This window comes from Streptococcus infantis, from assembly GCF_047464215.1.
Taxonomy (GTDB): Bacteria; Bacillota; Bacilli; order Lactobacillales; family Streptococcaceae; genus Streptococcus; species Streptococcus infantis_P.
On record NZ_JASHCG010000026.1, the window covers coordinates 1 to 14047 of the forward strand.

General features: G+C 34.7%; 12 protein-coding genes, 6 tRNA genes and 1 pseudogene. 7 read left to right on the forward strand and 12 right to left on the reverse strand.

Features of this window, described 5'->3' with window-relative positions; genetic code table 11:
• Window positions 1-125: 125 nt before the first annotated feature.
• The 5 genes and pseudogenes from QM469_RS10250 to QM469_RS10270 all read right to left on the reverse strand — a co-directional run.
• Window positions 126-254, reverse strand: a pseudogene (locus QM469_RS10250) (type II/IV secretion system protein); the annotation flags it as partial.
• A gap of 57 nt (window positions 255-311) precedes the next feature.
• Window positions 312-689: a DUF1033 family protein gene (locus QM469_RS10255; protein WP_007555701.1), complete on the reverse strand. Its 378-nt coding sequence runs from the start codon at window positions 687-689 to the stop codon at window positions 312-314.
• Window positions 690-826: 137 nt separating this feature from the next.
• A complete protein-coding gene (locus tag QM469_RS10260) occupies window positions 827-1885 on the reverse strand; it encodes a zinc-dependent alcohol dehydrogenase family protein (RefSeq protein WP_414276787.1) in 1059 nt (352 codons plus the stop codon).
• Window positions 1886-2025: 140 nt separating this feature from the next.
• The gene (nagA, locus tag QM469_RS10265; RefSeq protein WP_060956243.1) at window positions 2026-3177 is read right to left on the reverse strand and encodes an N-acetylglucosamine-6-phosphate deacetylase; all 1152 of its coding nucleotides are present in this window, start codon (window positions 3175-3177) and stop codon (window positions 2026-2028) included.
• A gap of 483 nt (window positions 3178-3660) precedes the next feature.
• Window positions 3661-6498, reverse strand: coding sequence for an SEC10/PgrA surface exclusion domain-containing protein (locus QM469_RS10270; RefSeq protein ID WP_414276788.1), 2838 nt, complete (start codon window positions 6496-6498; stop codon window positions 3661-3663).
• Between the two features lie 166 nt (window positions 6499-6664).
• Here QM469_RS10270 and QM469_RS10275 point away from each other — a divergent pair, with 166 nt between their 5' ends.
• Entirely contained in the window at window positions 6665-7003 is a 339-nt protein-coding gene (locus QM469_RS10275; protein ID WP_414274087.1) for a helix-turn-helix domain-containing protein, read from the forward strand.
• A 19-nt stretch (window positions 7004-7022) separates the two neighbouring features.
• On the opposite strand, the gene QM469_RS10280 is transcribed toward QM469_RS10275, so the two are convergent.
• Window positions 7023-8117, reverse strand: a complete 1095-nt coding sequence (locus tag QM469_RS10280) for a hypothetical protein (protein WP_414276789.1) — start codon at window positions 8115-8117, stop codon at window positions 7023-7025.
• 417 nt (window positions 8118-8534) lie between these two features.
• On the opposite strand from QM469_RS10280, the gene QM469_RS10285 reads away from it, so the two are divergent.
• The 6 genes from QM469_RS10285 to QM469_RS10310 all read left to right on the forward strand — a co-directional run bounded on the left by QM469_RS10285 (window position 8535) and on the right by QM469_RS10310 (window position 13421).
• Window positions 8535-8963, forward strand: coding sequence for a hypothetical protein (locus tag QM469_RS10285; RefSeq protein ID WP_414274089.1), 429 nt, complete (start codon window positions 8535-8537; stop codon window positions 8961-8963).
• 13 nt (window positions 8964-8976) lie between these two features.
• Window positions 8977-9216, forward strand: a complete 240-nt coding sequence (locus QM469_RS10290; RefSeq protein WP_414274090.1) for a hypothetical protein — start codon at window positions 8977-8979, stop codon at window positions 9214-9216.
• Window positions 9213-10634, forward strand: coding sequence for an FtsK/SpoIIIE domain-containing protein (locus tag QM469_RS10295; protein WP_414274091.1), 1422 nt, complete (start codon window positions 9213-9215; stop codon window positions 10632-10634). The genes QM469_RS10290 and QM469_RS10295 overlap by 4 nt, the downstream gene beginning before the upstream one ends.
• 93 nt (window positions 10635-10727) lie before the next feature.
• Window positions 10728-11858: a replication initiation factor domain-containing protein gene (locus QM469_RS10300; protein ID WP_375555372.1), complete on the forward strand. Its 1131-nt coding sequence runs from the start codon at window positions 10728-10730 to the stop codon at window positions 11856-11858.
• Window positions 11859-11879: 21 nt separating this feature from the next.
• The gene (locus QM469_RS10305; RefSeq protein WP_375555373.1) at window positions 11880-12218 is read left to right on the forward strand and encodes a DUF771 domain-containing protein; all 339 of its coding nucleotides are present in this window, start codon (window positions 11880-11882) and stop codon (window positions 12216-12218) included.
• A gap of 51 nt (window positions 12219-12269) precedes the next feature.
• Window positions 12270-13421 (forward strand): tyrosine-type recombinase/integrase, encoded by a 1152-nt coding sequence (locus QM469_RS10310; RefSeq protein ID WP_375555374.1) that lies wholly within the window; start codon window positions 12270-12272, stop codon window positions 13419-13421.
• Between the two features lie 61 nt (window positions 13422-13482).
• Here QM469_RS10310 and QM469_RS10315 read toward each other — a convergent pair.
• From QM469_RS10315 to QM469_RS10340, 6 genes are all read right to left on the reverse strand, one after another.
• A tRNA-Leu gene (locus tag QM469_RS10315) sits at window positions 13483-13566 on the reverse strand.
• A 9-nt stretch (window positions 13567-13575) separates the two neighbouring features.
• A tRNA-Gln gene (locus tag QM469_RS10320) sits at window positions 13576-13647 on the reverse strand.
• 13 nt (window positions 13648-13660) lie between these two features.
• A tRNA-His gene (locus QM469_RS10325) sits at window positions 13661-13733 on the reverse strand.
• 13 nt (window positions 13734-13746) lie between these two features.
• Window positions 13747-13817: transfer RNA gene (locus QM469_RS10330), tRNA-Trp, on the reverse strand.
• An 11-nt stretch (window positions 13818-13828) separates the two neighbouring features.
• Window positions 13829-13909, reverse strand: a tRNA-Tyr gene (locus QM469_RS10335).
• 12 nt (window positions 13910-13921) lie between these two features.
• Window positions 13922-13994, reverse strand: a tRNA-Phe gene (locus tag QM469_RS10340).
• Window positions 13995-14047: the final 53 nt, after the last annotated feature.

Consider the following 14047-nt stretch of genomic DNA (forward strand, 5'->3'; position numbering starts at 1 on the left):
TTCACCAGATTTGAATCCTATTGAGCAGGCTTGGGCTATCTTGAAAAAGAAAGTGACAGATTTATTAAGGGAAGTCCCCAATATCTTTGAATCATTAGAGTGCTTTTTTAAAACTAAATAACTATAATCAAATGTCTCTCATCTCCAACTCGCATATGTAGCTCATAAGACTTTTCTTTAGGAACAAAATAGATGTCCTGAGCTCCTTGTTTTTTAGCTAGTGTAATCAATTCTTGTGCAAGTGTTTGTACCATATCTTCCTCCTCATTCTTATTATTCGAAGAAAATATAAAAAAGAAGAAACAACTTCATTAAAAAGTTGTTTCTTCTTTTTTTATGCGACAAGTACGGTGGATCTCTAAACCAGTCTGCTTTTCGTAACCAGGTCTAAATTTTTCATCAGGAATGACTTGACCATCTTCCAACAAAGCCAAGGAATGATATTGCTGAAGGAATTCATCGCATTCTTCACACCAGCGTTTATCTTCTGGATCCCAAAAAATAGTCATCAAGTCTCCTCTACTTTTGTAAAGGGGAATCTCCTTTTCTAACTCAAACCAACAAGACTTATAATATTTCAAAGCGTCATAATAGTTATCAAATTTTTTGCTCGCAATGACGTCGTCTTCCCAGCCTTCTATAAACCACCACGGTTCAAAATCTCCGTACATTTTTATAACTCGATACATAGTTTAACTTCCTTTGTACCGTATATTATAGCGAAATTTTGAGAACAATGAAAGAATTTTGCTCATTTTCACGAATTATATAACATTTTCAAAAAATCCAGCTATTCTAAAACGAATAACTGGATTTAAAAACAAGATTAACCTTCTGAAATATCGTTTTCAATGATTACTTTAATCGCATGATGATCGGCGGCCTTACTAAATACTTCATAGGCCTTTTCAATTTCACTAAGTTTGAAATAATGAGTTACCAATTTTTCAGGTTCAATTTTATGACTTTCTAAGGCTTTCAAAAGCTGAGGAGTTGTATTGGTAGAAACCAATCCAGTAGTTACGTTAATGTTCCGAATCCAAAGAGTGTCCAAATCAAACTGAACTGGTTTACCATGCACACCACAGTTGGCTACTGTTCCATCTACACCGATAATTTTTTGACAGAAGTCAAATGTTGCCGGAATTCCTACCGCCTCAATAGCGACATCTACACCTCGACCATCTGTCAAATCATAAATTTCTTGAATTGCCTTTTCAGGATCTGCAGAATTAATCTTATGAGTAGCACCGAAAGAAACTGCAGTATCCAAGCGGTTATCGTCTAGGTCCACCATAATCAATTTAGCTGGTGAATAGAATTGTGCCGTCAAAAGAGCTGCCAATCCAACTGGCCCTGAACCAACGATAGCTACACTACAGCCAGGCTCAACTTTCCCTTTTAAGACACCAATTTCATAGCCAGTTGGCAAGATATCAGATAACATAACCAAAGCTTCATCTGACAAGTCTTCTGGAGTATGGTAAAGAGTATTATCTGCATGAGGGACACGTAGATATTCAGCCTGCATACCGTCAATCAAGTGACCGAAAATCCATCCACCTTCGTCTTCACAGTGAGCATAGATTCCTTTTTTACAATAGTAACACTTACCACATGCACATACGCAAGAAATCAAAACCTTATCACCCTTTTTGAAGTTTGAAACTCCTGCTCCGACTTCCTCTACAATACCAATTCCTTCATGCCCTAGGATAGTTCCACTCTTACAAGCAGGAACATCTCCTTTAATAATATGAAGGTCTGTACCACAAATAGTAGTCTTAACGATACGCACAATAGCATCTGTTGGCTTGCGAATAACTGGTTTGTCAACATCAACAAATGACGCAAGGCCTGGTTTAACGTAAGTATAAGCTTTCATAAGCAATCCTCCGCTTTTTTATTTGTATTATTTATATCATAATTGTAAGCCTTTTCATTGAAAAAATCAAGTGATTTGTGAAAGAAATAACAAATTTATTTTAAAAAAAGAAGAAACTAAACTAGTTTCTTCTTTAGAAATTATGCTTGATAACGTTTTTCACCATCTAGATAAGTTGCTACTAATTCCAAATCTTTATCTAACACGATAAAGTCTGCATCGTAGCCTTCACGAATTTGTCCACAGACGTCATCGATATGAACTGATTTAGCTGGGTTCAGACTAGCCATCATGACTGCTTCATGAGGATTTGCAATTCCCCACTCGACGACATTTTTCAAACCATCTTTAAGTTTGAGAATGGAACCTGCCAAGTTACCTGTAGATTTAAGGCGAGCAGTCCCATTTGCAACTACAACTGGAAATTCACCTAACATATAATCGCCATCTTGCAAACCGCCTGCTGTCATACAGTCAGTGATAAGGGCAATATTTTCAGTTCCTTTTTGTTTAAGAAGAATTTCGCAAGCCTTAGGATCCACGTGATGACCATCACAAATCAATTCTGCATAAGTGTGTGGTAACTCATACATCGCACCAACCATACCAAGTTCGCGGTGTGTTAAACCACGCATTCCATTATAGGCATGAACCCAAACACTAGCCCCGGCATCAACAGCTTTTTTAGCTTCATCAAATGTAGCATTAGAGTGACCAAGAGCAACAGTTACACCTTCACCAGTAATAGTACGTACAAAGTCCTCAACCCCATCACGTTCAGGTGCAAGAGCAATTTTATTAAGAAGACCATTAGCAGCCTTCTGCCAAGCACGGAACTCATCCATACGCGGATCTTTCATATAGGCAGGATTTTGAGCTCCCTTAAATTCTTCGGTGAAGTATGGTCCTTCAAAATAAATACCACGAATCTTAGCGCCAGATGCTTCTTGATAGCGTGCACCAATGTTTTCAGTAACAGCCAGCAATTGTTCGTATGATGAAGTTAGTGTAGTTGGTAGGAAACTAGTAACACCTGTGCTAAGAAGGCCTTCACTCATCGTATGAAGTGTACCCTCGATATTATTATCCATAACGTCGACACCACCAAAACCGTGAATGTGTGTATCAACTAGACCCGGTGCAATGCTGTAACCAGAGTAGTCTAAAATTTCTGCATCATCCGAAATCTCTTCAACATGCTTACCAAACTTGCCATCAATAAGTTCTAAATAACCTCCACGACGAATACCATGTGGATAGAAAAATTGATCAGCTTTAATATACTTAGGCATAATGATAACCCCCTTAAGAAATAATCTACTATTTATTATGTCAATTACATTATAAACCTTTCAAAACAATTTGTAAATGGTATAGACCTATTTTTACTAAAATTTTTATAAATAAAGAAAAAAGACAAGGCTTATAAACCTTGTCTTTTCAACTATACCGGCGGCCAACAAACTAGCGTTAAAATAAGTTAAAATAAATAACCAAGAAACGATTAAATCAAGATATTATCACACGCTAGTTAGTATTGAAATTGAGGAAATTGACCAGTGGTTGACCAAATAAATTTTAAACTTTTGCTTTAATTTTATAGTCTTTAAATTTAATAATCACAATTTTTTATACATAGTTCGATACCGTGTTCGGCGCAATCGGTATAGTCCAATATTCATTCTCAAAATTGGTTTAAATAGCGTAGTCTTTTAAACTAATTTTGTGAATCAAAAAAATCTTCCTATTTGTAATAAGAAGATTTTTTTATTATTCTAATTTTTTCTACGTACTGTTACAAGTCCAAATGTTCCAAGAATTGCACCGAGTACCAACATTGTAACACTTGATGACTCTCCTGTATTTGGTAATGTTTTTGCACGTTCTACTCGTGAATAAGTTGATTTACTTGATGCTTGTTGTTGACTTGTGTAAGTCTGACCTTTTGTGATAACATTTCCTTTGTTATCAATAGTAACGTTTTTATCACTTGCATAAGCTTTATTAGATTTATCATTATTAGCTTGCAGACGATCAACGTTCACTGGTTTTTCATAAGTAGCTGGTTTTGTTTCACGTACAACAACATTTCCTTGAGCATCTACAGTAACGTCTTTACCTGCATCAAGAGCTTTCTTCAATTCGTCAACATTGACAGTAGGGAGTGTTTCAGCAACTGGTGCATCTTTAAGGACAGCGACAATTGTTCCGTCAGGAAGTGTTTTCACAATGCTATCTTTAGCATCTTCTTTAGCAAGTTCTTCAAGATTCAATTCAGGAAGCACTTCAGCAGTTGGAGCACCTTTAGGGATAGCAATTACTGTTCCGTCAGGTAATTTGGCAACAACATTTTCTTGAGCTTTCTCTGCAAGGTCAACGAGTTCATCGTAATCTGTTTGCAAGTCAACCAACTTAGCATATTCTGTACGATACGCAGACAACAAGTCTTCAAGAGTAGACTGTGCCGTAGTGAGTTCAGCTTTTGCTGTTTCAAGTTTAGCTTCAGCTTTAGCTTGAGTGTCTTGAGCATTTGCTAGAGCAACAGGTGCGTCCAAATATGCTTGCAATTGTTCAGCCAATTCTTTAGCTTCTTTAACAAGTGCATCTTTTTCAGCAAGAAGTTTAGTAACTTGTTTGTTCAAGTTGTCTAGTTTAGTTTCTTGGTCTTCAAGTTTGGCTGAAGCATTTTCAAGAGCTTGTGACGCAATTGTTTTAACAGTTTTAGCTGATTTAAGTTCGTCTTGAGCTTTTTCAAGAGCAGTTTTCTTGTCAGCTAGACTTGCTGAGAAGTTAGCGACTGCTTCACTTGCTTGAGCTTCACGTTTCTTAGCATTTTCAAGAGCAATGTTTGCCAAACGTAGGTTGTTTTCAGCAACTTGGGTTTGCAATGGCGTAGCCATTGCGTCTGCCAAGACTTTTTCAGCTTCAGTTTTCAAGCTAAGTGCGCTTGCGTAATCAGTTGAAGCTGTTGTCAAAGCATTCTTAGCGTTTTCTGATGCAGTAGTAGCTTGTTTCACATTTTCTTCAGCTGTTGCGACTGCTTTTTCAAGAGTTGCGATGTCAGTTTTGTCTTCGATTGGATCTTCTTGGCTACCACTAAATGTGGTTAACATCCAATATTCACCATTGATGTTAGCGATTGTTAGAGCTACTGGTTTATAGGCTTTATTGAATAAGTTACTACTTAGATGTTCCCATTTAGAAGGTTCATCTTCGTATGAAGATAATTCAAATGTTCTAATAACAGCTTGTTTAAGACCATACATTGTTTGTTCGTCACTTCCATTTCCCATAGGCATGAGGTTTTCGATTCCTCCAGGAATGTGACCAGCTGTACGTGGGTCAAGGGCACGTTTTTCGTATTGTTTCGCTTCACGTTTTGAGCGTTCAAGTGTTTCACTTGAAACATATGCTTTTTTATTTTCATTGTAACCAAAATTGTGGTTCAACTGGGTCAACATTTTAGCATAGAATTGGCTGATTTCTACCAATTGGTCATCAGTCAAGTTATTCAAATCAACTGGACGATTTTTATCAGCTTCGCTGATTTTGATAGTGGAAGCACTTGACATTTGAACAGCCATACCGCGCATAACACGTCGAGTTGTTTCGTTATCATTTGCTCCCCACAATTCGTAAGCGTCTTTGTATGTGATATCATTTGATTTTGCACCAATTTTATCACGGAGACTATCAGAGATGTGGAAAGTTGGATTTTGGATATTTACAACATCAACATTTTTGAGTGCATCTTGAGCTTTTGTCAACTCATCTTGAGCTGTTTGCAACTTAGCATCTACTGACTCAGCATGTTGGTTAGCTGTTGCCAATTTTTCTTTAGCCAATTTGACAGCATCATTTTTAGTATTAACGTCATTTTCAGCTGATTTGATTGCATCTGCGCGTGTTTCATCAGCTTTTTTTGCTGTCTTGAAGGCATCTTCAGCTTCAGCGACTGTAGCTTCAGCATCTTTTACAGCAGTTTTGGCATTTTCCAAATTTTTTTCAGCATTTGCAAGTCCAGTTCCGTCAAGTGCAGATTCTGCATTTGCGACTGTTTGTTCAGCTGTTTGGACATCTTTCTCAGCTTGGTCAAGATTTTCTTTAGCTGTTGCCACGTCTGATTGCTTTTCAGCAAGAACAGTAGTCTCAGCTTTGATTTGTTCGTTTGTAGCTTCAGTTGCTTTTTGGTTATTAGTTTGCGCTTCAAGGTTCTTAGCTTGAGCATCTTTGACTTGAGCAACTTTTGCAGGTGTTACTTGAGAAGCAATTGCTTCAGCATCTTTGACAGCTTGAGTAGCAGTAGCTACTTCTTTTTCAGTTGAAGCAACAGTAGCTTCTTTTTCTTTTACATCAGCTTTAGCTGTATCAATCTTAGCTTCAGCATCTTTGACAACAGCTTTTTGAGCGTCAAGAGCAGGTTCTACCGTAGAAGGTGCAGGAACTTCACTCTTTTCAAGTGGTTTCACTTGTGACTTAGCAACAAGAGCAGGTTCATTGACAGTAGTGTCAGTAGGTACTGAAGTCGCTTGAGCTTCTTGAGCAAATACAGGCGCACCAACTGATGCAAGCGCAATCGCTGTTGAAGTTGTGAGGGTTTGCAGTTTCTTCATCAATTCTCCTTTAAAAACTAATAAAGTGAGCTTTTTTATAATTTTACTACACTATTCTAACATTTTTCAGTGTAATATGCAACACTTATTTGATATACAAGTGTAATTTGTGCTACTTATTATTTATAATTTTTATCTTTAAAATAATAGTTGAAGGTAAACAATTATGAATCAAAACAACTTACAAACTTTTATTGCAAAAAGAATTAGATATTTACGACTAACAAAAGGTTTAAGCCAAGAAAAACTTTCCGAATTAGCTGGCTTAGGCTCGAAACATATCCACAACATAGAAAACGAAAAATATAATTTTCAAATACAAACGTTAAACAAGATCATCACAGCTCTTGAAGTAGATGAAAAATCATTTTTTAATTTTGAGTTCCCAGAAAAGAGTAAAGAAATTGAAAATATTATCAATAAACTTGAACAAATAGCAGAACCACAAAAAACAGATATAATTGATGCAATAGCAACCCTATTAAACAACATAAACAACCGCTAAAAATTTCAGCGGTTGTTTTTTACATATCTAATTTTTTCAAATCTGCGCTTATTTGTTCAGTAGATATCATAGTTTCTTCTACTTTCTCTTCTGATTCTCTAAAATATTCTTCATCAAATTTTACAAAATCAAATCCAAATTTGAATAAATTTTTGTTGTTCTTTCGATATCCTAATCGTTCATCTTGCTTTCTTTGAATCTTATCTAAACCATTAACAAATTTTGAAACTTGTTCAAGTATCATTCTTTGTTCTTCCTCTAAATAATGTTCTAATACTTGCCCCTCTTCTTGTACTACTTCATTCAAGAAGTTCTTTTGTATAATACTTGTTCTATATTCTCTATAATCAGCATTCAAAAATAAATTTGAAGTCTGATAAACCTGAAGCCCTAGCGAATCTTCTGTCTTCTTGTTATCAAAAATAACATCTACATATACTCGTTCTGCAAAATCAATTATTCTATTATCTAATTTTTTCAAACAATAGTTTTTTTCAATAAAGAATTCTTGAAATAGTCTGTAAAATTTTTCTTCCACTTCATTTTGATATAGTCTTGAAATAGCTTTAAATAAATTCTTATCAAAAATATCAAATGCAACAATACCATCAGATAAGTCTGCTTCGATTTCTTTTTTAGCTAATTCACTTGAAAACAAGACAGACTCTTTCAAAACTTCAAGCATATTTGATTTCAATTGTTGCTCTCTAATTGTTTTAAAATCAGATGTGCTGATAGATTCAAAAATAATTAAATAAAAGAGACTTGGAAGCAATTTCTTCCAGTTTTCTTCATTACCCCATAACAATTCTGAAACACTTACATTCATATTCTTAGCAAGCAACTCTAAAATATTGTCAGACAAATGAGTTCGACTATCTTTCATTAATCGACTCATTTTTTGTTTAGCTGTGTCTTTGTTTCCGCCGTAATATGCAAACATATCAGATACTTCTCCAATTCTTTCGTCATGCAGAAACATATACCAATAATATTTTTTCCCTTGTTGTAACTGTTCATCTTTAAAATTTTTAACCTTTGCAGGTACTGCATCAATCGTTGCACGTTTTAGAAATTCAATAGTATGTATATACATTACATTACCTTCTTTCATTTTTTTTATGCTTAGAGTATAACATAAAAGATTGTACAGTGCAATCTATTTTGTGATTTATTTTTTTGTTACCTATGTACAACTATATCTTCACTTATATATACTGATTTTTAAGTTACACAATTAAAATAGTTGTATAAAACAATCTAAAACTGTCGTCTATTTTCTTTCAATTACATGCATCGTTTTTTATGATACACTGGTCTTGTAAATGATGAATCACTTAATTTCATTTATTCAGATTGAAAGAATAAGATTGAAAAGTTGTATGGATATATTTTTTATAAATTTGTTTTTTGACCAATCGACAGTCAATCTTAATCTTGATAAACTGATAATGTAAATAAAGAACGTTCAAATATTTACAAGAAATGTTTAACAGAAAGAACTAGCTTTAAGCTAGCAAAGGTAAGAAAAATGACTACTAACAATAATAATTTGATTCAAACAGGTTTGTTTGGAAGCAATTCAAAACAAACAGGTGATTCAATTGTAAACGACCGTCGTACTGCCCCAATGCTCACAAACATCTCAACTTGTGTAGCTGTAAGTGTTACAGAGCCAAAACCATTTTTCCCAATTGTTGGGTTTGAGAAAAACAGTAATGGTAAAAACGCCCCAGTCTTTTCAGAACAGTCAATCGGATATGAAGTATTCTTATCGATGCCAAGAGATGATGGTTCGGTTAAATTGATTAGTCTTGTTGTTCCAACTCTAGAGATTGCGAACAAGATTCAGTTTAGACATTTGTATCAGTTAGTCAATCCGCGAGGGCGTTATAAATATAAAAGTTTCGATGTCATCGAAGTTTGGGCTGAAGATGTCAAAGAAATTAGTTTAAAGTAGTGAGGAAATAGATATGAAAGATATTTATAAAGAATTAGATGATTTATCAGCTTTAGACCTGCCCATCGAACTACGAAAGATTTTATCAGCATACATGCGTTCGGAAGTTGAAGGACGAGTTTCATCTTTTGTGAATTTGAGTTTAGTTTACTCAAATGGTCGTTACACTGATTTTATTCGCTCGTATATGTTTTTTGAACTCATGCGCCAAAAGATGTTAAAAGAAATGGAAGAAATTTGTAGGTATTTATGATTCGGTATAAATTAAATAAAAATACGGGTCATCTGATGCCAACCTTACCAGGCCTAGTAACTCTACTCCAATTTTTTGGAGTTGGGTTACTATTTGGTGGTGGTATTATTCGATGGCTACTATTTAAAGGAACAGAGATTGGTATTTTTAGCAGTGAAGTACAGTTTGGTCTGAATTTAATAGTGATTGGAATAGCTGTCTTGCTCTTGGTTAATCTTTGGTTATTGATTCGGTTTGGTTTGAATTTATCAAAAATTGGTTCAGTATCTCTATACTACCAATTAAGGTTGATAGAACGACAAACACACAAGGCATTGTTGGATTCAGCAACGGCGAATCGTAAAGTTGGTAGCAAATTTATCGATGTTAGTAAAGCGCATGCGAGCTTCGAGAAGCTAAGCAGGCGCATAACGGTTAAAATTAAAAAATTAGCTGACCAGACTACCGACGATTTGGAAAAGTTTGCGGAAATGTTATCAGCTTGTTTAGTGGGTAAAAATCGTTCACTCATTGTTTTAGATTATTGGTTAAGTGAAGATAATACAGAATTTATCTATTTATTAGATGATATTGTCGAAGCGAAAGCAAGGCAGCTTAAACCAAAGAAGATAACTGAATTAAGACCAGTCAATGATTTTGAAATAACAGTTGAAAAAGGCTTGACCTTTTCATTTCTACGTTCTCCTCAGCTGTTATTGGTCGGAAATACAAACAGCTCAAAAACAACGTTTTTAAAATCAATGCTTGCACAAGTATTCATGTTCAATGAAGATGTTGATTTAACAATCTTAGATGTTAAATCTGAATTCAGTTCTTGGACTTTTCTTCCAAAAGGTGTGATTTTATCTGACAGTGAAGAAATTTTAGCGTATTTTGAAGAATTGTTGGAATTAGTTATTAAACGTGAAAAAGAAATTGCAAAATTATCAGCACGGGATGACATTACTGGCGCAACTTTTGTTAATTTCGGTAAAGAGATGAAAATGAAGTTGTGTGTTATCGAAGAGTATTCTGCGATGTTATCAAGTATAACTGATACTAAGATGAGAAAAAGGGTTCAAGATTTGGTCTTGTCTATCGTTTCGCGTTCTCGCTCTAGTGGTGTCTATATCTGTATCTGCATGCAACAGCCAAGGGCAGAGTTGCTTTCAACAGCAATACGGGATAATTTAGGTGTTCGTATCTGTCTATCAAATGGAGCTATTACAGACGAATTAGCTAGAATGGTCTTCGGAGAAACAGATAATATTGATAACAATGCGCCCAGATTTTCTGGGTATATCATGACAAACGATGGACAGTTTAGTAAACCTAGGAGATTTTGGAATATTAATCTACACGAACATGGTTTAGAAAAGATTAGTACATTTAAACGAGCATTTCTATATGGTCAACGATTAAGAAAGAAACGTAAATAATGGGATACTAGCATTCAGGGGGGTATAGTAATGACCCCCATCCCACCCCTTACGGGGTCAACTATAAAATAATTAAAAAGGAGCTATTTTACTATGATTCAATGTGATGTTGATGAAATTTCATTTGTTTTTTTACCTGATTTTAACGAGATGATGTCTGATTATGAAGCATTTGCTTCTAATATCTGTTTAAAAATTGATGAATTATTGGAATTAGAAAAGTACACAGTTAATTTCAAGTTAAATGAAAAAGGTTTTGCAGGCTACAATCATATTATCAATTTTGATGAATTTGAAATTTTGTTATGTTTTAACACGGACAGTCCAAGAATGGGAATTTTTCTCAAATTCTCAGGGCAAGGTTTAAAACATTATTTGAAACGACGCGAAGAAGATAATCAAAAAATTTCGTATCGTCAATTAGTTCAAAAATTTTTTGAATTAGAAAATTATTTTAGCGGTAGTTGTAGAGTTTCAAAAATTGATTTTGCGATTGATTTTAAAGATGAAGGTTTGAAAGTAAATCAGATTTATCAAGAATTAAATAAGTCAATAATAAAATCAAAATATGTTGACAGTGTTACAAATACAATTAAATTGAGAAAAAATCAGTCAAATGTCCGTACTATTAACACAAATAACAGAGCAGAAACGATTTATGTCGGTAGCAAAGCAAATAAAGGAAACTCACTACTGTTAAGAATCTATGATAAAAAATTGGAACAGGAGCAAAAGAAAGGCATCTATTATGACGAAGCCTTGAAATGTGATGATTGGGTGCGATTTGAAATGTCAATTAGGCAGTCTTACGCTAACCAAACTGGTTTAGATATTTTAAAATGTAGAAATGATAAAGAACTATCGAGCTTGATTTTTCAACGATTTACAGATAAGTATTTATTTTTCAAAAATGATGAATTATGGGATATTTCAAAGGTTATGTTGGAATATGTTTCAACTGATTTTGATTTATTGAGGTCAAAACCAAGAAGAAAAAATGATTTATTATCTACCTATATTTACTTATTGAAAAACAGCGGTTTAGAATCATTTCTATACAAGATTGATAAAATTTACGGTAAAGAAGCAATTCAGGAATTTTTCAAGCATGTTTTGATTCATTTCAAAACAAAGTACAAACCCTCACCAGACACGATCATTTTTCTAAATAATAAAAAAGATGAACTAATGAAAGAAAAAGAGCCGTGGCGTGTATTCAAGTAAGACGATGAAAGGAAAATTAATATGGGAGATAAAATCTCAATCAAAATAGACAATTTGGAAGTACAGTTGCCTACTTCTCATATTATAGTAGAAAAAGATGAATATCTTGATTTAAAAAACAAGGCTTCACAGGGGAAATATATGAGCTTATCCGAGGTTTTAGAGATGATTTCAGTATCTCGACCGTGGTTATTAGAAAATGTTCTCTATCGAGCAGATATTCGCTCAAAAATTGATATTGATAAAAACAGAGATGGGTTTGTGAAATATCCAAACAATCAGGGCGGACGGTACTACTTCTTAGCAAGCAAAACGAAACAATTTTTTGAAGAAAATTTTGCAGAAATCTTTAATTTATGATACGATAATCAAGATAATATCTTGGTTATCGTCTTTAGAAAAGAGGTAATCATGTCTGTTTCATTCAGAAAACGAGGTAAAAAGAATTTATGGGATTATAGAATTTTTGATAAAAATAAAAAGGTAGTTGCTTCAAATTCAGGCTTTAAGACAAAAAGAGAAGCTGAAATTGAAGCGCTAGCCCTGGAGCTAAAATTGATTAATGGTGCAATAATTGATAAAAATATTACATTCTATGCCCTTTGGGAAAAATGGTTAGAATTAACAGTTAAACCACTCGGAAAAGCTGACTCTACATTTAATAAACATTTATTGCGTGGTAAGTTTATCAAAGAATATTTCAAAGACAAACCAGCTTTGAAAATTAAAGCAAGCGAATATCAAGGTTTTATAAACAAGTACGCTGAAACAAATTGTCGTGACAATGTTAGTAGAATGAATGCGGAAATTAGAAATGTGATTGTATTTGCGAAACGAGATAAGCTTAATATAGAAGATTTTACTGAAGGTGTCATTATTTCAGGTCGTCCCCCTAAAAAAAGAAGAGATGAAAAATATATTCATAGCTTTGATGACTATCAAAAACTAGTAACATATTTAGAAAATAATCTTGATTTAACAACTTCAATTGTACCGTATCTTTTACTAATTCAACTAAAAACAGGAATGCGTGCAGGAGAGGTTGCAGGTCTCACATGGGATTGTGTGTTGTGGCAAAGTTCAGAGATCAAAACTTATAGACGATATGATACAGCTAGAAAACGGTGGGCAAATCCTAAAACTGAAGAATCAATTCGTACAATTCCTGTTGATAATGATACTTTAACTATTCTAAAAAAATTAAAACAAGAACAAACTGTATTCATTGAAAACGGTACAATTATAAATAACGAAAATATGATTTTAGTAGATTTGAATTATAAGATTGTAACAAATGCAGGAATCAATAAGCATCTAAAACAAATTTTAAAAGATTTGAAAATTTATCCTCAAACTATGACAAGCACAGGTTTGAGACACACGTATTGTTCAACAATGTTAGCAATGGGTGTTGATATTTGGGCAGTTTCAAAGTTAATGGGTCATCGAGATATTAAACAAATAACTGAAACTTACGGCCATCTTATAAAAGAAAAAGCAGAAATTGAAAACAATAAAGTTCGTTCAGTATTAACAAGTTTAGTTAAAAAAGAGAATTGTTGACCATAAGTTGACCAAAGCAAAAAGAAACATTGATTTAACAATGTTTCTTAATACTATATTATACCGGCGGCCGGGGTCGAACCGGCACGTCCTTGCGGACACTGGATTTTGAGTCCAGCGCGTCTGCCAATTCCGCCACGCCGGCAAATAGTAACTGGGGTAGCTGGATTCGAACCAACGCATGAGGGAGTCAAAGTCCCTTGCCTTACCGCTTGGCTATACCCCAATAATATAAAATAGGCGAGTGATGGGGATCGAACCCACGCATGCCAGAGCCACAATCTGGTGTGTTAACCACTTCACCACACCCGCCATAATTTTAAAACACGGGCAGTAGGAATTGAACCCACACTGAAGGTTTTGGAGACCTTAGTTCTACCTTTAAACTATGCCCGTAGTTAAGGTTATGGAAGGGGAGGGATTCGAACCCCCGAACCCGAAGGAGCGGATTTACAGTCCGCCGCGTTTAGCCTCTTCGCTACCCTTCCAAAATATTTAAATGGCGCGAGACGGAATCGAACCGCCGACACATGGAGCTTCAATCCATTGCTCTACCAACTGAGCTACCGAGCCTTATTGCGGGAGCAGGATTTGAACCTACGACCTTCGGGTTATGAGCCCGACGA